Consider the following 23,551-nt stretch of genomic DNA (forward strand, 5'->3'; position numbering starts at 1 on the left):
AAATAAACCGAAACGCTGTAGTATTAAAAGAGTTTATGACTGAAAGGTCAAAAAATAAGGTTAAGTTAATAAGGGCGCACGGTGGATGCCTTGGCACTAGGAGCCGAAGAAGGACGTGACAAACGACGATATGCCTTGGGTAGCTGTAAGTAAGCGATGATCCAGGGATTTCCGAATGGGGGAACCCAACAGGTACTACCTGTTACCCGCATCTGTTAAGGATGTGAGGAGGAAGACGCAGTGAACTGAAACATCTAAGTAGCTGCAGGAAGAGAAAGCAAAAGCGATTGCCTTAGTAGCGGCGAGCGAAACGGCAGGAGGGCAAACCGAAGAGTTTACTCTTCGGGGTTGTAGGACTGCAATGTGGACTCAAAGATTATAGAAGAATGATTTGGGAAGATCAGCCAAAGAGAGTAATAGCCTCGTATTTAAAATAGTCTTTGTACCTAGCAGTATCCTGAGTACGGCGGGACACGTGAAATCCCGTCGGAATCTGGGAGGACCATCTCCCAACCCTAAATACTCCCTAGTGACCGATAGTGAACCAGTACCGTGAGGGAAAGGTGAAAAGCACCCCGGGAGGGGAGTGAAATAGAACCTGAAACCGTGTGCCTACAACAAGTTCGAGCCCGTTAATGGGTGAGAGCGTGCCTTTTGTAGAATGAACCGGCGAGTTACGATATGATGCGAGGTTAAGTTGAAGAGACGGAGCCGCAGGGAAACCGAGTCTGAATAGGGCGAATTAGTATCATGTCGTAGACCCGAAACCATGTGACCTACCCATGAGCAGGTTGAAGGTGCGGTAAGACGCACTGGAGGACCGAACCAGGGCACGTTGAAAAGTGCTTGGATGACTTGTGGGTAGCGGAGAAATTCCAAACGAACTTGGAGATAGCTGGTTCTCTCCGAAATAGCTTTAGGGCTAGCGTCGACATAAAGATTCTTGGAGGTAGAGCACTGTTTGGGTGAGGGGTCCATCCCGGATTACCAATCTCAGATAAACTCCGAATGCCAATGAATTATGGTCGGCAGTCAGACTGCGAGTGCTAAGATCCGTAGTCGAAAGGGAAACAGCCCAGACCACCAGCTAAGGTCCCAAAATAATTGTTAAGTGGAAAAGGATGTGGGGTTGCACAGACAACTAGGATGTTAGCTTAGAAGCAGCTATTCATTCAAAGAGTGCGTAATAGCTCACTAGTCGAGTGACCCTGCGCCGAAAATGTACCGGGGCTAAAACAATTTACCGAAGCTGTGGATACCTTTATAGGTATGGTAGGAGAGCGTTCTATGTGTGAAGAAGGTATACCGTGAGGAGTGCTGGAACGCATAGAAGTGAGAATGCCGGTATGAGTAGCGAAAGACAGGTGAGAATCCTGTCCACCGTAAGACTAAGGTTTCCAGGGGAAGGCTCGTCCGCCCTGGGTTAGTCGGGACCTAAGGAGAGACCGAAAGGTGTATCCGATGGACAACAGGTTGATATTCCTGTACTAGAGTATGTAGTGATGGAGGGACGCAGTAGGCTAACTAAAGCAGACGAATGGAAGAGTCTGTCTAAGCAGTGAGGTGTGAATTGAGTCAAATGCTTAGTTCTATAACATTGAGCTGTGATGGGGAGCGAAGTTTAGTAGCGAAGTTAGTGACGTCACACTGCCAAGAAAAGCTTCTAGCGTTTAAACATACTCTACCCGTACCGCAAACCGACACAGGTAGTCGAGGCGAGTAGCCTCAGGTGAGCGAGAGAACTCTCGTTAAGGAACTCGGCAAAATGACCCCGTAACTTCGGGAGAAGGGGTGCTGACTTTACGTCAGCCGCAGTGAATAGGCCCAAGCAACTGTTTATCAAAAACACAGCTCTCTGCTAAATCGTAAGATGATGTATAGGGGGTGACGCCTGCCCGGTGCTGGAAGGTTAAGAGGAGTGCTTAGCGTAAGCGAAGGTATGAATTGAAGCCCCAGTAAACGGCGGCCGTAACTATAACGGTCCTAAGGTAGCGAAATTCCTTGTCGGGTAAGTTCCGACCCGCACGAAAGGCGTAATGATTTGGGCACTGTCTCAACGAGAGACTCGGTGAAATTTTAGTACCTGTGAAGATGCAGGTTACCCGCGACAGGACGGAAAGACCCCATGGAGCTTTACTGCAGTTTGATATTGAGTGTCTGTACCACATGTACAGGATAGGTAGGAGTCTATGAGATCGGGACGCCAGTTTCGAAGGAGACGTTGTTGGGATACTACCCTTGTGTTATGGCCACTCTAACCCGGATAGGTTATCCCTATCGGAGACAGTGTCTGACGGGCAGTTTGACTGGGGCGGTCGCCTCCTAAAAGGTAACGGAGGCGCCCAAAGGTTCCCTCAGAATGGTTGGAAATCATTCGCAGAGTGTAAAGGTATAAGGGAGCTTGACTGCGAGAGCTACAACTCGAGCAGGGACGAAAGTCGGGCTTAGTGATCCGGTGGTTCCGTATGGAAGGGCCATCGCTCAACGGATAAAAGCTACCCTGGGGATAACAGGCTTATCTCCCCCAAGAGTTCACATCGACGGGGAGGTTTGGCACCTCGATGTCGGCTCGTCGCATCCTGGGGCTGTAGTCGGTCCCAAGGGTTGGGCTGTTCGCCCATTAAAGCGGCACGCGAGCTGGGTTCAGAACGTCGTGAGACAGTTCGGTCCCTATCCGTCGCGGGCGTAGGAAATTTGAGAGGATCTGCTCCTAGTACGAGAGGACCAGAGTGGACTTACCGCTGGTGTACCAGTTGTCTTGCCAAAGGCATCGCTGGGTAGCTATGTAGGGAAGGGATAAACGCTGAAAGCATCTAAGTGTGAAACCCACCTCAAGATGAGATTTCCCATGATTTTATATCAGTAAGAGCCCTGAGAGATGATCAGGTAGATAGGTTAGAAGTGGAAGTGTGGCGACACATGTAGCGGACTAATACTAATAGCTCGAGGACTTATCCAAAGTAACTGAGAATACGAAGTGTGAGGTTTTCTTGGTATTTGATAGATATTCAATTTTGAGTAGGTATTACTCAGAGTTAAGTGACGATAGCCTAGGAGATACACCTGTACCCATGCCGAACACAGCAGTTAAGCCCTAGAACGCCGGAAGTAGTTGGGGGTTGCCCCCTGTGAGATATGGAAGTCGCTTAGCTCGAGGGAGTTTAGCTCAGTTGTAATTGAGAGGAAATCGAAATTACAATCGGCGGATGAGAGAAACGAAGTTTCTTACCGTTGGCTGAGCTAGACTCCGCCCTTTGGGAGTTTAGCTCAGCTGGGAGAGCATCTGCCTTACAAGCAGAGGGTCAGCGGTTCGATCCCGTTAACTCCCATAGGTCCCGTAGTGTAGCGGTTATCACGTCGCCCTGTCACGGCGAAGATCGCGGGTTCGATTCCCGTCGGGACCGTTTAAGATAACGGAAGTTATTTTAGACTCGTTAGCTCAGTTGGTAGAGCAATTGACTTTTAATCAATGGGTCACTGGTTCGAGCCCAGTACGGGTCATATTTGCGGGTTTGGCGGAATTGGCAGACGCACCAGATTTAGGATCTGGCGCTTAACGGCGTGGGGGTTCAAGTCCCTTAACCCGCATAATAGAAAGTAGCCGGCTTAGCTCAGTTGGTAGAGCATCTGATTTGTAATCAGAGGGTCGCGTGTTCAAGTCATGTAGCCGGCATTTTTTTATATAGAATAAGAGGTCGATGCGAACGTAGTTCAGTGGTAGAACACCACCTTGCCAAGGTGGGGGTCGCGGGTTCGAATCCCGTCGTTCGCTTAGAGAGGCCGGGGTGGCGGAACTGGCAGACGCACAGGACTTAAAATCCTGCGATTGGTAACGATCGTACCGGTTCGATTCCGGTCCTCGGCATATAATGATGAGCACCCTTAGCTCAACTGGATAGAGTACCTGACTACGAATCAGGCGGTTAGAGGTTCGACTCCTCTAGGGTGCATTTTTTTATTTAACGCGGGAAGTAGCTCAGCTTGGTAGAGTACTTGGTTTGGGACCAAGGTGTCGCAGGTTCGAATCCTGTCTTCCCGATTCATGGCGGTGTAGCTCAGCTGGCTAGAGCGTCCGGTTCATACCCGGGAGGTCGGGGGTTCGATCCCCTTCGCCGCTATATTGATCTTGTTGGACCTTTAGCTCAGCTGGTTAGAGCTCTCGGCTCATAACCGAGTGGTCGTAGGTTCAAGTCCTACAAGGTCCATTGTAAATACTGGAGGATTACCCAAGTCCGGCTGAAGGGAACGGTCTTGAAAACCGTCAGGCGTGTAAAAGCGTGCGTGGGTTCGAATCCCACATCCTCCTTTTTATATTAACGCGGGATGGAGCAGCTCGGTAGCTCGTCGGGCTCATAACCCGAAGGTCGTAGGTTCAAATCCTGCTCCCGCAATTTGGCTCGGTAGCTCAGTTGGTAGAGCAATGGATTGAAGCTCCATGTGTCGGCGGTTCGATTCCGTCTCGCGCCATATTTTATTTTATTAAGCGGGTGTAGTTTAGTGGTAAAACTACAGCCTTCCAAGCTGTTGTCGCGAGTTCGATTCTCGTCACCCGCTTTGAACGAAAGTTCATACCAAGTTTTTGAACTTGGGCGCGTAGCTCAGGTGGTTAGAGCGCACGCCTGATAAGCGTGAGGTCGGTGGTTCGAGTCCACTCGTGCCCATTAATAGGAGAATTACTCAAGAGGCTGAAGAGGACGGTTTGCTAAATCGTTAGGTCGGGTAACCGGCGCGGGGGTTCGAATCCCCCATTCTCCGTACGTTAAGAGAGCTGTTAGGCTCTTTTTTTGTATGTAAATCCCCCTTCTAAATCATTAAAAGGGGGATTTGTTTATTACCAACCCGTTAGTGATATTTCTCCGCTATTTAGCCAGATAGTATGTTTATCTTCAAATTCGACTTGTAGTTGGCCGGATTCTGAGATTTCTTTTGCAAGACCTTTCTCAAATTTTCCGTCTAGCTGGAAAGTAACTTCTTTTCCAAGAACGATTGATCTTTCTTTATAGATATAAAGTAGCTCATCTGAATCCGTATTGTAGAAACAATTCCATATTTCGCTGATGAGCTCATTACGACTAATTGGTGCAGGTGGCATAAATAGGCTGCCTGCTTTTTCTTTTAGGTCTTCTGGGAAGTCTGCTATAGAAAAATTTATACCAAGTCCGATAATGACGTCTGTAACCAAGCCTGTCTCAACTGATGTCATCGCTTCAGTGAGGATACCTGCTATCTTTTTATTTTTAAAGTAGATGTCATTTACCCATTTGATATCTACTTCTATCATAGTTAGGTTTTTAATGGCTTTGTAGACTGCAGCAGCTACAAGGAGAGTATAGGAAGGGAGTTTTTCATAAGGAAGATTGGGTTGAACATGCAGGGACATATAGATCCCCCCCTGAGATGGAGAATAGTAGCGGCGCTGAAAGCGGCCACGACCTGCTGTTTGACAGGTTGAAAGATAGAGTGTATTTCCTTTGTTTCCAGCTTCAATCCCTTCTTTTGCATCTGTTTGGGTTGATTTGGTCTCAGGTTTGTAGCGAATGGTTAAGTTGGTGTTCTCCTGAATCAAATCAGGCAATATCAGATCGCCTTGAATAAGCTTATAGCCTCTATTTTTGATACTGTCAATTTCTAGGCCTTCTTGTTGAAGACGTTGGATCGCTTTCCATATGGATGTACGGCTTAAATTCAGTTCTTCTCCGATTTTTTCTCCGCTAACATAATCGTTTTCTCTAGCTAATATTTGGTAGACTAGTTGGTGTGATTTCATTGATTTTCCTTTCTAGCTAAGAGGGAGTGAGAGTATTCTTTTCGAGTTTGACTAGGTGTTTTATGAAAAAACTGTTTGTAGGCTTTTGAGAAATGTAGTGGGTCTGAAAAACCTACAGAATATGCAATGACTTTGATCGTTTCATTTGTGTGTTCTAGTAACTGTTGAGCACGCTTCATTCGAACGAAAAGTAAATACTCTTTTGGAGAGAGTTGGTGAAATTCTTTAAACACACTAGTTAAGTAACTTCTATGAACCGATAGCTCTTTTGCTAAATCTTGAATGGTGAGCGATCGTGGATAGTGACTATCAATTAATTGTTTGCAGTCAAGATAGAGCTGGTGAGTTGATGAAATATTCTCTTTTTTCTGATTGGGAGCAATCGTTCCTAGATGAAACATTAGTTCATGGAGTTGTCCCATGATGTGGAGTTGAGCCAATTCATTAGATTTTGTAATCTGAGCAAAGCAGACAATATCTGAGATGAGTTTTGCAGTTGTTTGTGTATGACAGTTATTTGACTGGATGAGGTAGGATTGGTCAGAAATTTGAGATAGAGCAAAGTAGTCAGGTGCCCTCCCTCCAGTGATCCCCAACCAGTAGTAAGCCCAAGGATCCTGGCTATCTGCTTGATAGAATGTTAATTCATCTGGTTTTAGTAAAAAGAAATCTCCTGCCTTTAAATCAACAATTTTCCCCTTATAATGGAATTGACCTTTTCCTTTAGTAATGTAATGGAGTACATAGGTATCTCGAATAGCTGGACCAAAAGAGTAATTAGGCGTGCATTCTTCATAACCGTAGAAGCTAAGAGAAAGATCAATTGTTCCAGTCTGGTATTCTGAAAAAACGAGCATGGGCCACCTCCTACCTAACATTTTACCATACTTTGTAGACATTTCTCTATTTTAGAAAGCGCTTTTATGTGCTAAAATTTTATCAAGAAATAGATGAGGTACAATTTATGGGAGTTCGAATAGAGAATAATCTATTTTACGTTGAGAGTAAAGGTTTAAGTTTGATTATTGAAAATAGGGATGGATTCTTATTATTAAAACATTTAGGAAAGACTATTAAGAACTATAGAGGGGCTAATAGTGTTTACGAACGCGATCATGCTTTTTCTGGTAATCCCATAGCTACTAATCGAACCTTTAGTTTGGATACGCAACGTCAGATTTTTGGACAACATGGTTTGGGTGACTTTAGAAAACCAACTTTACAGGTTCAACATGATGCAACTGAAGTAACAGACTTTCGATTTGTAGAAGCAAAGATTTTAAAAGGTCAGAATGGTCCACAGGGCTTACCTTCTCCTCACAGCATGGATGCTACAGAGACGCTTGCCTTGATTTTAAAAGATTCTAAGGCTCAACTTAGTCTGACTTTGTATTATACAGCTTTTGATAATGATGCGACAATTGCTAGTTACAGCAAATTGGAAAATAATAGCAATCAGGAAGTTGTCATTTATAAGGAATTTTCTTTTATGGCTGATTTTCCTGCTGCAGCTTACGAAATAGTAACTCTGCAGGGAGCTTATGCTCGTGAAAAGACTGTCCGACGTCAACAGGTAGAGCAAGGAATCTTTTCGATTAGTTCGAACCGTGGAGCTTCTGGGCATGCTCAAACACCTGCTCTTATATTATGTGATCAAGGAGTTACAGAGGATGCTGGGAATGTGTTTGCTATTCAACTGATGTATAGTGGAAACTTCGAAGCTTTTGTCCAAAAGAATCAACTGAATGAAGTTCGGGTGGCTATTGGCATTAATCCAGAAAACTTTTCTTGGAAGTTAGATCCTGAGGAAAATTTTGAAACACCGGTAGCTTTAGTGACCTATTCAGATAAGGGATTAACTGGTATTAGTCATGAAAGTCAGAATTTTGTACTTAAGCACATTATGCCAAGTAAATTTTCTAAAAAAGAGCGTCCAATTCTAATCAATAACTGGGAAGCTACCTACTTTGACTTTCAGAGAGAAAAACTGTTAGAACTAGCTGATGAAGCTAAGAAAGTTGGAATTGAACTTTTTGTATTAGATGATGGGTGGTTTGGTAATCGCTTTGATGATAATCGTGCTTTAGGTGATTGGGTTGTGAATGAGAAAAAACTGGGTGGAAGTCTAGAAAGTCTGATTTCAGCGATCCATGAAAGAGGTTTGCAGTTTGGGCTTTGGTTAGAACCGGAGATGATTTCTGTTGATAGCGACTTGTATCGCAAACATCCTGACTGGGCTATTCAGGTTCCAGGTTATGAGCATACCTATTCTCGAAATCAATTAGTACTTAATCTTGCCAATCCTCAGGTAGTAGAATATTTGAAAAATGTTTTAGATGAACTCCTCTTTCATCATAAAATTGACTACATCAAATGGGATATGAACCGCAATATCACTAATCTGGGGAATGGTTCAGTTTATCTGGAAACCCAGATGCAGTCTCATCAGTACATGATGGGGCTTTACGAACTCGTTTCTTATCTGACAGAGAAGCATAGCCATATTCTCTTTGAGTCCTGCTCAGGTGGTGGTGGACGAAATGATCTTGGTATGATGCGTTATTTCCCACAAGTCTGGGCTAGTGATAATACTGATGCTATTGCACGTTTACCAATCCAATATGGTTCATCCTATCTCTATCCAACCATTTCTATGGGGGCTCATGTGTCAGCAGTACCGAATCACCAGATGGGACGAAAGACACCGTTAGAAACACGTGGCCATGTAGCCATGATGGGAAATCTGGGTTATGAGCTTGATTTGACAAGTTTATCAGATGAGGAGAAAGCTGAGATCGCTAATCAGGTGAACTTGTATAAAGAATTGCGACCAGTAGTCCAGTTGGGAAATCAGTATAGGTTAATTAATCCCGATGCTGCATCCAATGAAGTAGCTGTACAATTTAACTATGGAAATCAAACGATTGTAACCTACGTCCGAGTCCTATCAGTTGTGGAAACAATGGAAACCACCTTGAAACTGAAAGACTTAGAGGTGGAAGGGCTTTATGAGCTGGAAGGGACAAACATTGTTTACTCGGGTGCAGAGCTCATGTATGCAGGTTTAACTGTTACCTTATCGCCAGGAGATTTTTTGAGTAGACAGTATAAATTCAAAAGACTATAATAAAAGCGTATAAATTTATCAAGGAGGCATTCCAATGAAATGGTATAAGAAAGCAGGTTTTCTTTTAGTAGCTGTGGCAAGTTTACTAGGCCTAGTGGCTTGTGGTCAGAACAATCAATCAGCTGATGGTAAGGTAACGATTGAGTTTTTTAACCAGAAGACCGAGATGGCAGATACCTTGCAAAGGATAGTGGATGATTTTGAGAAGGAACACCCTAATATTGATGTAAAGCTGACTACAGTACCTTCAGCTGGAATTGTTCTAAAGACTCGGATTTTATCAGGAGATGTTCCAGATATTATTAATGTCTATCCTCAAAATATGGATTTTCAGGAGTGGGCGAAGGCAGGCTATTTTGCAGATATGACAGAAAAACCCTATCTTGAGAACATCAAGAATGACTATGCCGAAAAGTATGCAATCAATAACAAGATTTATAGTGTGCCATTAACAGCCAACCTTTATGGAATCTATTACAATAAAACGAAGTTTAAAGAATTAGGACTTGAGGAACCGAAGACTTTTAAAGAATTTCAAGAGATTGTCAAAAAGATAAAAGATAGTGGAAATTCTCCGTTTGCGGTTGCAGGCAATGAAGGCTGGACATTAAATGGTTACCACCAACTTTCTCTCATTACCCTTACGGGTAGTGGAGACGCGGCTAATAACTATCTTCGCTTTTCAAAACCAAACGCAATCTCTGCAGATGATGCTATTTTAAAAGCAGATGCAGAACGACTCGATTTATTAGCAGATAATGCTCAAGATGGTTGGCGTGGTGCCTCTTATAATGATGCGGTGGTAGCATTTTCGAGTGAAAAAGCCTTGATGATGCCACAAGGATCATGGGCATTAGCCGCAATTAATCAACAGGATCCAAAATTTGAGGTGGGGATGTTCGCCTTCCCTGGAGAAGAAGTAGGAAAAGAAGTCACTGTTGGTGCAGGGGACATGGCATTATCAACTTCAGCTACTACCAAACATCCGAAAGAAACCGAAGAATTTATCAGCTATATGACTAGTCCAAAAGCTATGCAGTCATACTATGATGTAGATGGATCACCAGTTGCGGTGAAAGGCATACAGGAAAAAGAAGATTCAGCGCTTGCAGCTATTTCTAAACTGGCTTTTACGGACAAACATTATGTTTGGTTGGGCCAACGCTGGAACTCTGAAGAAGACTTTTTTAATCTAAGTGCAGGTTACCTGATGGATAAAAATCTGAAAAATATGGCAAACAATCTCAATGCTTTCTTTAATCCAATGAAGGCAGATTTGGACTAGAATAGGAGTTAAGATGATATGGCTATTCGAAAATTTTTAAATAAATACTGGGGTTGGACATTTTTGCTCATCCCGCTTGCTTTACAAGCTATCTTCTTTTACTTTCCAATGGTACAAGGTGCTTTCTATAGTTTGACTAACTGGACTGGATTGACCTATAATTATAAATTTGTTGGTTTAAATAACTACAAATTGCTGATGATTGATGGGAAATTCTTCACAGCCATAGCCTTTACTTTGATTTTAACTCTGGCATTGATTATTGGAGAGATTACGATTGGGATGGTTGTGGCACGAGCCTTAAATTCTAAGATGAAGGGGCAGACCTTCTTTAGAGCTTGGTTCTTTTTCCCGGCTGTTTTGTCTGGTTTGACAGTTTCCTTGATTTTTAAACAATTCTTCAACTATGGTCTTCCAACGATTGGAAAAATTTTAGGAATTAGCTTTTTACAAGAGAGTCTATTGGGGACACCAGTTGGAGCGGTAGTGGCAACTATTTTTGTTCTTCTATGGCAAGGAGTAGCTATGCCAATCATTCTCTTTCTTGCTGGTCTTCAGAGTATTCCAAATGATATTTTAGAGGCAGCATCAATTGATGGTGCAACCAGTAAACAAACCTTTTGGAAGATTGAATTGCCCTATTTACTGCCAACGATCTCAATGGTTTTTATCTTGGCTCTTAAGTCTGGTTTGACAGCCTTTGACCAAATTTTTGCGTTGACGAGTGGTGGTCCAAATAATGCTACAACGTCTCTTGGACTTTTAGTCTACAACTATGCTTTCAAGAGTAATCAATATGGATATGCGAATGCAATTGCCTTGATTTTATTCTTAATTATTGGAATTGTTTCTCTGATCCAAATCAAGCTATCAAAGAAATTTGAAATCTAATAGAGGAGTCCTACACATGAAAAAAGAAGAAAAATTGAATCAGTTTTGGAAATATGTCCTCTTGATAGTCGGTGGTATTTTTATACTTGTTCCTTTGTTGGTAACGGTATTTAGTTCTTTCAAAACAACTAAGGATATCATGAATCATTTCTTTAGTTTGCCCAATCCTTTTACGTTGAGTAATTATGAACGATTGATTTCGGATGGAATTGGAGGCTATTTCTGGAATTCAGCAGTTATTACGGTGTTATCATTGATTGTAGTAGCTTTCTTTATACCAGCTGCAGCTTATTCCATTGCTCGAAATATGTCCAAGAAAAAAGCCTTTGCAATTATGTATTCGCTCCTGATCTTAGGGATATTTGTTCCATTTCAGGTGATTATGATTCCCATCACAGTTATGATGAGTAAACTCGGTCTAGCAAATATGTGGGGGCTAGTAATACTCTACCTAACTTATGCTATTCCACAGACTCTCTTCTTGTATGTTGGTTATATAAAAATCAGTGTACCAGATAGTTTGGATGAAGCTGCGGAAATTGATGGAGCTGATCGTTTTACAATTTATCGTCGAATCATTTTTCCAATGTTGAAGCCCATGCATGCGACAACTTTGATTATCAATGCTCTCTGGTTCTGGAATGACTTTATGTTGCCACTCTTGATTCTGAATAAGGATTCCAAGATGTGGACTTTGCCTCTCTTCCAATACAACTACCAAGGTCAGTACTTCAATGACTATGGCCCAAGTTTTGCATCTTATATTGTGGGAATTGTAACGATAACAATTGTCTACCTCATCTTCCAAAAACATATCATTTCAGGAATGAGTAACGGGGCAGTGAAGTAAGAAAGTGCTTATGGAATCTATAATTCCATACATAGAGGAACGGTTCAGCTTGTTGGCATTTCTATGTAGAAAACAAGAAAGTCGTATTTAGTTGATTGCAGTCTATATTAGTACTGAACAAAAATCTAAAAATATCTTTCATTTACGAAGCCAGGTCATATAAGACTTGGCTTTCATCAGAAAAAGGAGAACATCTATGACCATTCAAAATAAAACTATGTTGATTACTTACTCAGATAGTCTTGGAAATAACCTTAAAGACTTGTATGAGAATTTGGAAGAACATTTTGGCGATGCTATTGGGGGAGTTCACCTTCTACCATTTTTCCCGTCAACAGGTGATCGCGGATTTGCACCAGTGGACTATGATGAAGTGGATCCAGCGTTTGGTGATTGGGAGGATGTTAAGCGTTTAGGTGAGAAATATTATCTTATGTTTGACTTTATGATTAACCATATTTCTCGTCAATCTAAATATTATAAGGACTATCAAGAAAAACATGAAGCTAGTGAATTTAAAGATCTCTTTTTAAACTGGGACAAGTTTTGGCCGGAAAACCGTCCGACACAAGCTGATGTAGATTTAATTTACAAGCGTAAGGATCGTGCACCAAAGCAAGAGATCGTTTTTGCAGACGGTTCAGTAGAACATTTGTGGAATACCTTTGGTGAGGAGCAGATTGATCTTGATGTGACCAAAGAAGTAACGATGAGCTTCATCCGTAAGACGATTCAACATCTAGCAAGTAACGGGTGTGATTTGATTCGCCTAGATGCTTTTGCTTATGCGGTGAAGAAATTGGATACCAATGATTTCTTTGTGGAACCAGATATTTGGGACTTATTGGATAAGGTCCGGGATATAGGAGCTGAATACGGTGCAGAGCTCTTACCTGAGATTCATGAACACTATTCGATTCAGTTTAAAATAGCGGATCATGATTACTATGTTTACGATTTTGCCCTTCCAATGGTGACCCTTTATACTCTTTACAGTTCCAGAACAGAGCGCTTAGCTAAGTGGTTAAAGATGAGCCCGATGAAGCAATTTACGACACTAGATACCCATGATGGGATTGGAGTGGTAGATGTCAAGGATATCCTGACCGATGAGGAAATTGACTATGCTTCAAATGAGCTCTATAAGGTTGGAGCGAATGTCAAACGTAAGTACTCTAGTGCAGAGTATAACAATCTAGATATCTACCAAATCAATTCAACCTACTATTCTGCGCTTGGAGATGATGATGTCAAGTACTTCCTCGCTCGTTTGATTCAAGCTTTTGCGCCAGGCATTCCTCAGGTTTACTATGTGGGTCTATTAGCAGGAAAAAATGACTTGAAATTATTAGAAGAAACCAAAGAAGGTCGAAATATTAATCGTCATTACTATAGCAATGAGGAAATAGCAGAAGAAGTTCAACGTCCTGTGGTGAAGTCCCTTCTCAATCTATTTTCTTTCCGTAATCGGTCAGAGGCCTTTGACCTAGAAGGGACTATTGACATTGAAACACCAACAGCTCACAGCATTGTAATCAAACGTCAAAATAAAGACAAGTCCGTAACAGCAGTAGCAGAAATTGATTTGCAAAGTCAGACCTATCAAGTAGTGGAAAACGGTAGAAACATTCAGTTCTAGTGCCATATTAATGAAAGATTTTTTTTGTGGCGAAAACGTGTTCATTGTTCCCAAATGACGGAAAAAATGGTAGAATATAAAGATAGTTTAGCATTTATCTTCTGGAGAAATTCAGAACAGAAAGGATCCGTTTTGAAATCAATTGGATTACTGGATAAGATAAGAGGGCTTTCGAAAAAAGATTTCTTTTTGTATTTGATGATCATAAGTATCTTTTTACCTTTTTATTTGTTCTTAGCCCTCTTTGCTTTATATTTGATAGGTTTACTTGTTACTGGGGAAATGAAGGGAATTATCAAAGGATTGGCCAAACATCCTGTACTTCTCTTTTTTATTGCCTACAGTAGTATCATCTCTATCGTCGCCAAGAACTGGCTTGGTCTAGCAGCATCTTTACTGATGTTTCTCTTCCTCATTTTCTTTAGCTTCTACCAGAAACGTCTGACACATGCTTTCTTTCGACTGATACTGCAGACAATCTTGTTTGGAAGTGTGCTCTCTGCGGCTTTTGCTACTTTGGAGCATTTCCAAATTGTAAAGAAATTTAACTACGCCTTTCTTTCGCCTAATATGCAGGTATGGCACCAAAACCGTGCAGAGGTGACCTTCTTTAATCCTAACTATTATGGGATTATCTGTTGCTTCTGTATCATGATTGCCTTTTATCTCTTTACAACGACCAAGTTGAATTGGTTGAAGGTATTCTGTGTGATTGCAGGCTTTGTTAATCTCTTTGGATTGAACTTTACTCAAAATCGAACTGCCTTTCCTGCTATTATCGCTGGAGCCATCATTTATCTCTTTACAACCATTAAAAACTGGAAGGCCTTTTGGCTTAGTATCGGGGTCTTTGCGATTGGCTTGAGTTTCCTTTTTTCTAGTGATTTGGGAGTTCGGATGGGGACTTTAGATTCCTCTATGGAAGAACGCATTTCTATCTGGGATGCTGGGATGGCCTTGTTTAAGCAAAATCCTTTTTGGGGGGAGGGGCCATTGACCTATATGCACTCTTATCCTCGGATAAATGCTCCTTATCATGAACATGCTCACAGCCTTTATATTGATACGATTCTGAGTTACGGAATTGTGGGAACCATTTTATTAGCTTTGTCTTCTGTTGCTCCTGTTCGTTTGATGATGGATATGAGTCAGGAGTCGGGGAAACGTCCAATTATCGGTCTTTATCTATCTTTCCTTACAGTGGTTGCTGTGCATGGAATCTTTGACTTGGCCCTTTTCTGGATTCAGTCAGGTTTCATTTTCTTGTTAGTTATGTGCAGTATTCCATTGGAGCGTCGAACCTTGGTATCAGACATGACGGATTAAGTTTATAAGATTGAAATCTTCTACCTTGAGTAGGAGATTTTTTACTGAGAAAAATTAGTTCTAAATCGAAATAGTTGACAATTGGAATAATAAGTATTATAATGTTTTTTATTCGTATCGATATAGAAATAAATTGGAGGTTTCATGAAATATTGTCATTTGGTAGCCCATCATATTCGTTTGTTGAATGGGCGGCTTTTTCAAAAGTTACTGAGACAAGACCCTGACTCTCTTTATCGGAGTGAGCAGGGAAAGATTTTAGCGGTTTTATGGAATAGTAAGACGGGCTGTGCAACTGCGACAGATATTGCGCTTGCGACTGGGCTTGCTAATAATACGTTGACGACTATGATAAAAAAGTTAGAGGAGCAAAATCTTATAACTGTCAGTCCGTGTGGAGAAGATAAGCGTAAGAAGTATTTAGTTTTAACAGAGTTGGGCAAGTCCCAGAAAGAAGTTGGGCAACGTGTCAGTCAGAGATTGGATACTATCTGTTACAAAGGATTTTCAGAGGAAGAAATTCGTCAGTTTGAAGGTTTTCAAGAAAGAATTTTGGCTAATCTGAAAGAGCAGGAAAATGAGGTTTAGAATGGGGTAAATTAGTTATTAAAAGTTTGGTAACTTGACAAACCGAGGAAAATTTTAAATTGAGGACAAAGAATGATTGAATACAAAAATGTAGCGCTACGCTACACAGAAAAAGATGTTTTGAGAGATGTCAATTTACGGATTGAGAATGGGGAGTTCATGGTTTTAGTTGGTCCATCTGGATCTGGTAAGACAACCATGATCAAGATGATTAACCGTCTTTTGGAACCAACTGATGGAAATATTTATATGGATGGCAAGCGCATCAAAGACTATGACGAGCGGGAACTTCGTCTTTCTACTGGTTATGTTTTACAGGCCATTGCTCTGTTTCCCAATTTAACGGTTGCAGAAAATATTGCTCTCATTCCTGAGATGAAGGGGTGGAGTAAGGAAGAAATAGCGACGAAAACAGAAGAGCTTTTGGCTAAGGTTGGTTTACCAGTAGCTGAGTATGGGCATCGACTTCCGAGTGAATTATCTGGTGGAGAACAGCAACGGGTCGGCATTGTCCGTGCTATGATTGGTCAGCCTAAGATTCTCCTCATGGATGAACCCTTTTCGGCTTTGGATGCTATTTCGAGAAAACAGTTGCAGGTTCTGACGAAAGAATTGCATAAAGAGTTTGGGATGACAACGATTTTTGTGACCCATGATACGGATGAAGCTTTGAAATTAGGTGATCGTATTGCTGTTTTGCAGGATGGAGAGATTTGTCAGGTGGCGAATCCCGAGACGATTTTAAAAGCGCCTGCAACAGACTTTGTAGCAGACTTGTTTGGAGGTAGTGTTCATGGCTAATTTGATATCAACTTTTCAGGATCGTTTTGGTGATTGGGTAACAGCTCTATCTCAACATTTGCAGTTGTCACTTTTGACCTTGTTACTAGCTATTTTTATTGCAGTCCCCTTAGCGGTATTTCTTCGTTATCATGAAAAGATGGCGGACTGGGTCTTGCAGATTGCAGGGATTTTCCAGACCATCCCGTCTCTTGCCTTGTTGGGGCTCTTCATCCCCTTGATGGGAATTGGAACCTTACCGGCCTTGACAGCTCTAGTGATTTATGCGATTTTCCCGATTTTACAAAATACCATCACTGGGCTGAAGGGAATTGATCCGAGTCTGCAGGAGGCTGGGATTGCCTTTGGGATGACCAGATGGGAGCGTCTCAAGAAATTCGAAATTCCACTTGCCATGCCTGTTATGATGTCTGGGATTCGGACGGCAGCGGTCTTGATTATCGGTACGGCAACCTTGGCAGCCTTGATTGGGGCAGGCGGACTGGGTTCCTTTATCCTTTTGGGGATTGACCGTAATAATACCAGTCTGATTTTGATTGGGGCGCTTTCTTCAGCAGTGCTTGCCATTGCCTTTAACTTCCTACTAAAAGTGATGGAAAAAGCAAAATTGCGGACGATTTTCTCTGGTTTTGCCTTGGTGACCTTATTGCTCGGTCTGTCTTATAGTCCAGCTCTATTAGCTCAAAAAGAGAAAGAAAACTTGGTGATTGCTGGGAAATTGGGACCGGAACCAGAAATTTTGGCCAATATGTATAAACTCCTCATTGAAGAAAATACCAGTATGACTGCGACTGTTAAACCGAATTTTGGGAAAACAAGCTTCCTCTATGAAGCTCTGAAAAAAGGGGATATTGACATCTATCCTGAATTTACGGGTACGGTGACTGAAAGTTTGCTTCAACCAGCACCTAAAGTGGGGCATGAGCCAGATCAGGTTTATCAAGTGGCGCGTGATGGCATTGCCAAACAGGATCATCTTGCCTATCTCAAACCCATGTCTTATCAAAATACCTACGCTGTAGCTGTTCCGAAAAAGATTGCTCAAGAATATGGCTTGAAGACCATTTCGGACTTGAAAAAAGTGGAAGGGCAGCTGAAGGCAGGTTTTACACTCGAATTTAATGACCGTGAAGATGGCAATAAGGGCTTGCAATCAATGTATGGTCTCAATCTCAATGTAGCGACCATGGAGCCAGCCCTTCGCTACCAGGCAATTCAGTCAGGCGATATTCAAATCACAGATGCATATTCGACAGATGCAGAATTGGCGCGTTATGATTTACAGGTCTTGGAAGATGACAAGCAACTCTTCCCACCTTATCAAGGAGCTCCACTAATGAAAGAAGCTCTTCTCAAGAAACATCCTGAGTTGGAGACAGTTCTCAATAAATTGGCTGGTAAAATTACTGAAAGCCAGATGAGCCAGCTCAACTACCAAGTCGGTGTTGAAGGCAAGTCAGCAGAACAAGTAGCCAAGGAGTTTCTCCAAGAACAAGGATTGTTGAAGAAATAGATTGAAAATGTCAAACTCAACTTCTTTAAATGACATACAGAAGAATGCTCAGACAATGTTGTCTGGGCTTTTTTAGTGTCAGAATTAATGATTTTCATTTTTAAATGGAAAATAAGAGGAAATTTTCAGGATTTTCAAAATTTTACTGTAAATACACTTGACTATTCAGAAATTAGTTGTATAATGAGTTGTGAACTACTTAACAAATAAGGATTTCCAGCTCATGTCGACTAAGGATGGAAATCTTGTGTATAGACAGTTCAGTAGATATATAATAGAGCGTTGCGTCCGAAAGTCTATCCAGACACAGCTCTTTAAAAACAAAAGGAGAAAATATGACGACTTATTTGTAAACAAAACTCAAGAATATCAAAATTACTCTTGGTGAAATGTCTGGCGGTTACCGCCGTATGGTTGCTGCTATGGCTGATTTAGGATTTTCAGGAACTATGAAGGCTATCTGGAATGACCTCTTTGCCAATCGTAGTTTTTCCCAGTGGCTTTACCTGCTAGTTTTAGGAAGTTTTCCAATCTGGCTTGAGTTGATTTATGAACACCGCATTGTTGACTGGGTTGGGATGATTTGTAGCCTGACTGGAATTATCTGTGTCATCTTTGTATCAGAAGGTCGAGCAAGTAATTACCTTTTTGGTTTGATTAACTCTGTCATTTACCTTATCTTGGCTTTGCAGAAAGGCTTCTATGGTGAGGTTTTAACAACTCTCTATTTTACAATTATGCAGCCAATTGGTCTCTTGGTTTGGATTTATCAAGCCCAGTTTAAGAAAGAACAACAAGAGTTTGTCGCACGTAAACTAGACGGCAAGGGTTGGACAAAGTATCTTTCTATTAGTGTTCTTTGGTGGTTGGCCTTTGGGTTTATTTATCAGTCTATCGGAGCTAATCGTCCCTATCGTGATTCTATCACTGATGCGACCAATGGTGTAGGGCAAATCCTCATGACAGCTGTTTACCGTGAACAGTGGATATTCTGGGCTGCTACTACTGTCTTTTCAATCTATCTCTGGTGGGGAGAAAGCCTGCAAATCCAAGGAAAATACCTGATTTACTTGATCAATAGTCTAGTTGGGTGGTATCAGTGGAGCAAGGCAGCAAAAAGCGCTTAAAAAGTAAAAAAGGATCATCTGATCCTTTTTGTGTTAGAGCAAAATGAATAATACCGTAATGATAATAGCGGTCGTTATACGAACGATGTGGTGCGAGATATGTTGCTTTTCTTTCTGTTGGCCGTTCCAGTAGGCTCCATAGCAGACGATACTCGAACCCACAATCCATAGAAGAATGGTTGCAACTGGAACGAAGTAAAAGATGGCTAGAGCCAGAGATGTGAGGCAACTGCCAACCAAGATGCACGTGTTTCCCAGACTGTAGTTCTTTTGTTTCATGGCTGAAAAAGCAGCAGCAAGGTGAAGCAATGAGAAGGCGAGAGCTAGTACAATTGTTAGTATTCCTAGAATCATCGAAGTTAACATAGTTGGTTCCTTTCTGAGTTTCAGGCTTAGTTATCAAGTGGAGTTGTAGAGGTCATCTCTATTACATCAAGGTAAAATTTCACCACTTGGTTTTCGGTATAAGATTTTCCTTTTTTTAGCCACCAAGTTAGGGTCTCGATAAAGTTCGTTACAACAAAATGCTGGAGGTAGGAGTCCGGAATGTTTGGATAGGCTTCTTGCAAGTCATCCGCCACCATGGGATAAACGTGGTGTTTGAGTTCCCTGTGTAGTTGGCGGAGGAAGTAGTCGTTTTTGGAAAAAAGGAGACTGGTGACATGGTCCTGGTTTTTCTGAAAATGTAAAAAGATATGTGCGAGGTAGTCCTCGGTAGTCAAGTGTCCTTCCCTTTCAAAGAGATGATGAAAGAGGTAGCGACAGAGCTCATCTAAAAGGAGTTCCTTACTCTCGTAGTGACAGTAAAAAGTGGAGCGCCCAACATCTGCTAGGTCAATGATATCCTGAACAGTAGTGGCATCATAGCCCTTGTCGTTCAAAAGTTGTAAAAAAGCTTGGTAGATGGCTTTTTTCGTCTTGCTGACTCGACGGTCTCTTTTTGTCATATAGACACTAGTGACAAACTGTTCAGAACTGAACAGGACTGACAGTTTGCTTCTATCCTTTCTTTGGATTTTATTAGATAATACAAATGAAAGAAGTATGTATATACCCATTATACCAAAGGAGGGAGAGAAATGAGTTCTAAAACATCTATCTGGTTAGCTTTTTTCTTAAATTTAAGCTATGCGATTGTTGAGTTTATCGCAGGAGGAATCTTTGGTTCGAGTGCAGTTCTTGCTGATTCTGTTCATGACTTGGGAGATGCTATAGCCATTGGCATATCTGCCCTTTTAGAAACGATTTCCAATCGTGAAGAAGATAGACAGTACACCTTGGGTTACAAACGTTTTAGTCTTTTAGGGGCCATGCTAACGGCTGTGATTCTTATGATAGGGTCTGTCCTAGTGATTTTGGAAAATGTCACAAAGATCGCTCACCCGCAACCCGTTAATGAGGAAGGGATTCTCTGGCTGGGAATCATTGCGGTAGCTATCAATGTGCTAGCTAGTCTGGTAGTTCGTAAGGGAAAAACAAAGAATGAATCTATTCTTAGCTTGCATTTTTTGGAAGATACTCTTGGTTGGTTGGCTGTCATTCTAATGGCGATTATTCTTCGATTTACGGACTGGTATATCCTCGATCCGCTTTTATCTCTGGTCATTTCCATCTTTATTCTGTCGAAAGCCATTCCACGCTTTTGGAGTGCACTAAAAATTTTCCTAGATGCTGTGCCAGAAGGGGTCGAGACAAGTGATTTGGAGAAAGATTTAGAGGCTCTACCCAATGTCAAAAGTGTTAATCAACTTAGCATTTGGTCCATGGATGGTCTAGAGAATAATGCTATTGTTCACATTTGTATCAAGGACTGGGAACAGATGATGGAAACCAAAGAAGTAGTGCGTCAATTTTTAGAAGAAAGAGGCGTGCAGAATATCACTATTGAAGTAGATAGCAGTCAAAGCAATCATGCGCAACATAGACGGAGAGTGAGAGAGTTAGAGCAGAAGCATGGGCATCATTAGTATAGAGTCAAGAATGATTGAACCCCTATGTTATTTGAAATAGAGTATTTTATTTCCAGTTTAAATATTTTAAAAATTTGGTAATTAAAAGAATTTTTCTTTTAGATGCAAAATGTTTGACTTGGAGTCAACTCAAAGTTGTATAATAAGATAAGTGAGTTATCATTGCTTAAATTCAATGAAGGATATGAAAGGAGGCTAGTATATGAATATTAAATCTGTCAGCGACTTATTGGGAATTTCAGCGGATACGATTCGGTATTATGAGCGAGTTGGTCTTGTGCCACCGATTACTCGAACTGCAACTGGGATTCGTGACTTTCAAGATCAGGATATAGAAGCACTGGAATTTATTAAGTGTTTCCGTTCGGCGGGTGTCTCTGTAGACAGTTTAGTTGACTATATGTCGCTCTACCAAAAGGGGGATGAAACGCGAGAGGGAAGGCTTGGTATTTTAGAAGAGGAAAAGAAAAAATTAGAAGAGCGCTTTTCTCAGTTACAGACGGCTTTAAATCGCTTAAATCTCAAAATTAAACTTTACAAGGAAGGAAAATTTTAAATGAAATCAGCAGTATATACAAAGGCAGGCAAGGTTGGACTTGCTACAATTGAACGTCCGCAAATTATAGAAGCAGATGATGCTATTATCCGCATTGTCCGTACTTGCGTTTGTGGTTCGGACCTCTGGAGTTACCGTAATCCAGAAATCGAAGAAGGACATAGAAATAGCGGTCATGAGGCTATCGGAATTATCGAAGAAGTTGGTGAGAACGTTACTACAGTAAAATCAGGAGACTTTGTCATCGCACCTTTCACCCATGGCTGTGGGGAGTGTGATGCCTGTCGCGCTGGCTATGATGGGACTTGTGACCGCCATATTGGCACCAACTGGTCTAACGGGGTCCAAGCAGAGTACATCCGTTTCCACTTTGCTAATTGGGCACTTGTGAAAATTCCAGGTCAACCTTCAGATTATAGCGAAGGCATGCTCAAGTCACTTTTGACACTTGCTGATGTCATGCCGACAGGCTATCATGCGGCGCGTGTTGCTAATGTGCAAAAGGGCGACAAGGTGGTCGTTATCGGTGATGGGGCTGTTGGTCAATGCGCTGTCATTGCAGCTAAGATGCGTGGTGCATCACAAATTATCCTTATGAGCCGTCATGAAGACCGCCAAAAGATGGCCTTGGAATCAGGGGCGACAGCTGTTGTGGCTGAACGTGGCGAAGAGGGAATTGCCAAGGTGCGTGAAATCCTCGGTGGTGGAGCAGATGCAGCCCTTGAATGTGTTGGGACTGAAGCAGCCGTTGAGCAGGCCCTTGGAGTCCTTCATAATGGAGGACGCATGGGATTTGTCGGTGTTCCACATTATAATAACCGTGCCCTTGGTTCAACCTTTGCCCAAAATATTTCAGTGGCAGGTGGAGCAGCCTCAGTTACCACTTATGACAAACAAGTTTTGTTAAAAGCGGTTCTTGATGGAGACATCAATCCAGGTCGCGTCTTTACTTCAAGTTATAAACTGGAAGATATCGACCAGGCTTATAAAGATATGGATGAACGCAAGACCATTAAGTCTATGATTGTGATGGATTAACAATGAAAATCCTAATGGAGATTTGAGACTCTCTATTAGGATTTTTTGCGTTGGTATATTTGTTGAGTTATGGCAGCGTACTTTCTCTCAAAGTCAGTCTGGTTCCCAGCATGGTTAGGCTAGGTATTTTGCGACCGTGGAGGACTTCCTTGTTAAGAATATCCATACCTGCTCGGCCCATTTCTTCGGTATAGACGGTAATGCTAGAAAGAGGAGGATAGACCTGCTTGGTCAGGCTAGTGTCGTTAAAAGAAATGAGGCTGACGCGGTCTGGTAGGCTAATTCCAGATTCTTGAAAGGCACGGAGGGCACCGATGGCTAAACTATCGCTGGCTGCGAAAAAGGCTGGTGGGAGTTGTTCTCCTAGCTTGTGAATGGCCTCCTTCATCAAGTCATAGCCAGACTGGGCAGTAAAGCTCCCCTGAAAGACCAGTTCTTCATGGTAGATTCCATTTGCTTGGGTATAGTCTTTGAAATTTTCTAGTCGCTTATCCTGGATAATTTCTTCCTGGTCGGTTGTTTCCTCAAGGCCTGTGAGAATTCCGATATGGTTCATACCTTTGCTGAGGAAATGGTCTACAACTTGTTTCACAGCAGTGTAAAAGTCAGTGATAATACAGGTATGACCTAATGAGAGGGTATCGCTGTCTATAAAGACTAGAGGTTTTTGGTATTCTTCAAAGGCAGCAATCTGAGCTCGGCTAAATTTTCCGATGCAGAGAATGCCAATCACTTCCTCGCTCAGTGTAAAAGGATGGTCATTAAAATAGCGCAAGATATCATAGTCCAACTCTTGGGCTCTTTTTTCAATACCGAGACGAATCTGGTAGTAGTAGAGATCTTCCAACTCCCCTTGTTCGCTGACCCATTGGATAATGGCAATCTTTTGCTTTGGTTTGTGGGATTCGCCTGTCTTGAGGTGCTTAGTATAGCCTAGCTCTTCCGCGACGGTTAAAATACGGTGTCTGGTTTCTTCTGTGACAGATAGGCTCTGGTCGCGATTGAGGACACGAGATACGGTCGCAATAGAGACAGAGGCTAGCTGTGCGATGTCTTTTAAGGTAGCCATAAAT

The 23,551-nt window shown here is 41.9% G+C and carries 18 protein-coding genes, 17 tRNA genes and 2 rRNA genes; 32 read left to right on the forward strand and 5 right to left on the reverse strand.

What is annotated here, in order from left to right; all coding sequences use genetic code 11:
- Positions 1-58 precede the first annotated feature (58 nt).
- The 19 genes from CO686_RS01385 (at position 59) to CO686_RS01475 (ending at position 4,755) form a co-directional block, all read left to right on the forward strand.
- Positions 59-2,959: ribosomal RNA gene (locus tag CO686_RS01385) — 23S ribosomal RNA — on the forward strand.
- 76 nt (positions 2,960-3,035) lie between these two features.
- Positions 3,036-3,151: ribosomal RNA gene (gene rrf / locus CO686_RS01390) — 5S ribosomal RNA — on the forward strand.
- 105 nt (positions 3,152-3,256) lie between these two features.
- Positions 3,257-3,329: transfer RNA gene (locus tag CO686_RS01395), tRNA-Val, on the forward strand.
- A 2-nt stretch (positions 3,330-3,331) separates the two neighbouring features.
- Positions 3,332-3,404: transfer RNA gene (locus CO686_RS01400), tRNA-Asp, on the forward strand.
- 24 nt (positions 3,405-3,428) lie between these two features.
- Positions 3,429-3,501: transfer RNA gene (locus CO686_RS01405), tRNA-Lys, on the forward strand.
- Between the two features lie 5 nt (positions 3,502-3,506).
- Positions 3,507-3,588: transfer RNA gene (locus CO686_RS01410), tRNA-Leu, on the forward strand.
- Between the two features lie 12 nt (positions 3,589-3,600).
- Positions 3,601-3,673, forward strand: a tRNA-Thr gene (locus tag CO686_RS01415).
- 27 nt (positions 3,674-3,700) lie between these two features.
- Positions 3,701-3,772, forward strand: a tRNA-Gly gene (locus CO686_RS01420).
- A 7-nt stretch (positions 3,773-3,779) separates the two neighbouring features.
- A tRNA-Leu gene (locus CO686_RS01425) sits at positions 3,780-3,865 on the forward strand.
- 11 nt (positions 3,866-3,876) lie between these two features.
- A tRNA-Arg gene (locus CO686_RS01430) sits at positions 3,877-3,950 on the forward strand.
- Between the two features lie 15 nt (positions 3,951-3,965).
- Positions 3,966-4,039: transfer RNA gene (locus tag CO686_RS01435), tRNA-Pro, on the forward strand.
- A gap of 5 nt (positions 4,040-4,044) precedes the next feature.
- Positions 4,045-4,118: transfer RNA gene (locus CO686_RS01440), tRNA-Met, on the forward strand.
- A gap of 13 nt (positions 4,119-4,131) precedes the next feature.
- A tRNA-Ile gene (locus CO686_RS01445) sits at positions 4,132-4,205 on the forward strand.
- Positions 4,206-4,216: 11 nt separating this feature from the next.
- Positions 4,217-4,306: transfer RNA gene (locus CO686_RS01450), tRNA-Ser, on the forward strand.
- An 11-nt stretch (positions 4,307-4,317) separates the two neighbouring features.
- Positions 4,318-4,391, forward strand: a tRNA-Met gene (locus CO686_RS01455).
- A 3-nt stretch (positions 4,392-4,394) separates the two neighbouring features.
- Positions 4,395-4,467 (forward strand) — tRNA-Phe (locus CO686_RS01460).
- Positions 4,468-4,483: 16 nt separating this feature from the next.
- A tRNA-Gly gene (locus CO686_RS01465) sits at positions 4,484-4,554 on the forward strand.
- A gap of 33 nt (positions 4,555-4,587) precedes the next feature.
- Positions 4,588-4,661 (forward strand) — tRNA-Ile (locus CO686_RS01470).
- A gap of 6 nt (positions 4,662-4,667) precedes the next feature.
- Positions 4,668-4,755 (forward strand) — tRNA-Ser (locus CO686_RS01475).
- Positions 4,756-4,831: 76 nt separating this feature from the next.
- On the opposite strand, the gene birA is transcribed toward CO686_RS01475, so the two are convergent.
- Positions 4,832-5,767 carry a bifunctional biotin--[acetyl-CoA-carboxylase] ligase/biotin operon repressor BirA gene (gene birA, locus CO686_RS01480; protein ID WP_049501568.1) on the reverse strand — a complete coding sequence of 312 codons (936 nt, stop codon included), beginning with the start codon at positions 5,765-5,767 and terminating at the stop codon, positions 4,832-4,834.
- On the reverse strand, positions 5,764-6,624 hold the full coding sequence (locus CO686_RS01485; protein WP_096753426.1) for an AraC family transcriptional regulator: 861 nt from the start codon (positions 6,622-6,624) through the stop codon (positions 5,764-5,766). The genes birA and CO686_RS01485 overlap by 4 nt, the downstream gene beginning before the upstream one ends.
- A 107-nt stretch (positions 6,625-6,731) precedes the next feature.
- Between CO686_RS01485 and CO686_RS01490 the strand changes: the two genes are divergently transcribed.
- From CO686_RS01490 to pnuC, 10 genes are all read left to right on the forward strand, one after another.
- Complete coding sequence (locus tag CO686_RS01490; RefSeq protein ID WP_096753427.1) at positions 6,732-8,894, forward strand: alpha-galactosidase; 2,163 nt, start codon at positions 6,732-6,734, stop codon at positions 8,892-8,894.
- Between the two features lie 34 nt (positions 8,895-8,928).
- Positions 8,929-10,179, forward strand: a complete 1,251-nt coding sequence (locus CO686_RS01495) for an extracellular solute-binding protein (protein ID WP_049501569.1) — start codon at positions 8,929-8,931, stop codon at positions 10,177-10,179.
- An 18-nt stretch (positions 10,180-10,197) separates the two neighbouring features.
- Complete coding sequence (locus CO686_RS01500) at positions 10,198-11,070, forward strand: carbohydrate ABC transporter permease (protein WP_033584257.1); 873 nt, start codon at positions 10,198-10,200, stop codon at positions 11,068-11,070.
- Positions 11,071-11,086: 16 nt separating this feature from the next.
- Positions 11,087-11,920 (forward strand): carbohydrate ABC transporter permease, encoded by an 834-nt coding sequence (locus CO686_RS01505; RefSeq protein ID WP_000711260.1) that lies wholly within the window; start codon positions 11,087-11,089, stop codon positions 11,918-11,920.
- A 196-nt stretch (positions 11,921-12,116) separates the two neighbouring features.
- Positions 12,117-13,559: a sucrose phosphorylase gene (gene gtfA, locus CO686_RS01510; protein WP_033606274.1), complete on the forward strand. Its 1,443-nt coding sequence runs from the start codon at positions 12,117-12,119 to the stop codon at positions 13,557-13,559.
- 132 nt (positions 13,560-13,691) lie between these two features.
- A complete protein-coding gene (locus CO686_RS01515) occupies positions 13,692-14,885 on the forward strand; it encodes an O-antigen ligase family protein (protein ID WP_096753799.1) in 1,194 nt (397 codons plus the stop codon).
- Positions 14,886-15,029: 144 nt separating this feature from the next.
- Positions 15,030-15,473, forward strand: coding sequence for a MarR family winged helix-turn-helix transcriptional regulator (locus CO686_RS01520; RefSeq protein WP_000872571.1), 444 nt, complete (start codon positions 15,030-15,032; stop codon positions 15,471-15,473).
- A gap of 72 nt (positions 15,474-15,545) precedes the next feature.
- Positions 15,546-16,274 carry an ATP-binding cassette domain-containing protein gene (locus tag CO686_RS01525; protein WP_049501572.1) on the forward strand — a complete coding sequence of 243 codons (729 nt, stop codon included), beginning with the start codon at positions 15,546-15,548 and terminating at the stop codon, positions 16,272-16,274.
- Positions 16,267-17,787: an ABC transporter permease/substrate-binding protein gene (locus CO686_RS01530; protein ID WP_049501573.1), complete on the forward strand. Its 1,521-nt coding sequence runs from the start codon at positions 16,267-16,269 to the stop codon at positions 17,785-17,787. Before CO686_RS01525 ends, CO686_RS01530 begins: the two co-directional genes overlap by 8 nt.
- A gap of 389 nt (positions 17,788-18,176) precedes the next feature.
- Positions 18,177-18,914, forward strand: coding sequence for a nicotinamide riboside transporter PnuC (pnuC, locus tag CO686_RS01535; RefSeq protein ID WP_000014133.1), 738 nt, complete (start codon positions 18,177-18,179; stop codon positions 18,912-18,914).
- Between the two features lie 33 nt (positions 18,915-18,947).
- Here pnuC and CO686_RS01540 read toward each other — a convergent pair whose 3' ends face one another.
- A complete protein-coding gene (locus CO686_RS01540; protein ID WP_000958147.1) occupies positions 18,948-19,280 on the reverse strand; it encodes a hypothetical protein in 333 nt (110 codons plus the stop codon).
- Positions 19,281-19,306: 26 nt separating this feature from the next.
- The gene (locus CO686_RS01545; protein ID WP_000166618.1) at positions 19,307-19,861 is read right to left on the reverse strand and encodes a TetR/AcrR family transcriptional regulator; all 555 of its coding nucleotides are present in this window, start codon (positions 19,859-19,861) and stop codon (positions 19,307-19,309) included.
- A gap of 132 nt (positions 19,862-19,993) precedes the next feature.
- Here CO686_RS01545 and CO686_RS01550 point away from each other — a divergent pair, with 132 nt between their 5' ends.
- From CO686_RS01550 to CO686_RS01560, 3 genes are all read left to right on the forward strand, one after another.
- A complete protein-coding gene (locus CO686_RS01550) occupies positions 19,994-20,881 on the forward strand; it encodes a cation diffusion facilitator family transporter (RefSeq protein WP_000095927.1) in 888 nt (295 codons plus the stop codon).
- 205 nt (positions 20,882-21,086) lie between these two features.
- Complete coding sequence (gene nmlR, locus CO686_RS01555) at positions 21,087-21,440, forward strand: stress response transcriptional regulator NmlR (RefSeq protein WP_001022654.1); 354 nt, start codon at positions 21,087-21,089, stop codon at positions 21,438-21,440.
- The gene (locus CO686_RS01560) at positions 21,441-22,478 is read left to right on the forward strand and encodes a zinc-binding dehydrogenase (RefSeq protein WP_049501574.1); all 1,038 of its coding nucleotides are present in this window, start codon (positions 21,441-21,443) and stop codon (positions 22,476-22,478) included. It abuts the gene before it with no gap.
- Between the two features lie 67 nt (positions 22,479-22,545).
- Here the strand turns inward: CO686_RS01560 and galR are convergent, their stop codons facing one another.
- Complete coding sequence (galR, locus tag CO686_RS01565) at positions 22,546-23,547, reverse strand: DNA-binding transcriptional regulator GalR (protein ID WP_049501575.1); 1,002 nt, start codon at positions 23,545-23,547, stop codon at positions 22,546-22,548.
- Positions 23,548-23,551 lie beyond the last annotated feature (4 nt).

Origin of the sequence: Streptococcus oralis, assembly GCF_002386345.1 — a bacterium.
GTDB classification, from domain to species: Bacteria; Bacillota; Bacilli; order Lactobacillales; family Streptococcaceae; genus Streptococcus; species Streptococcus oralis_S.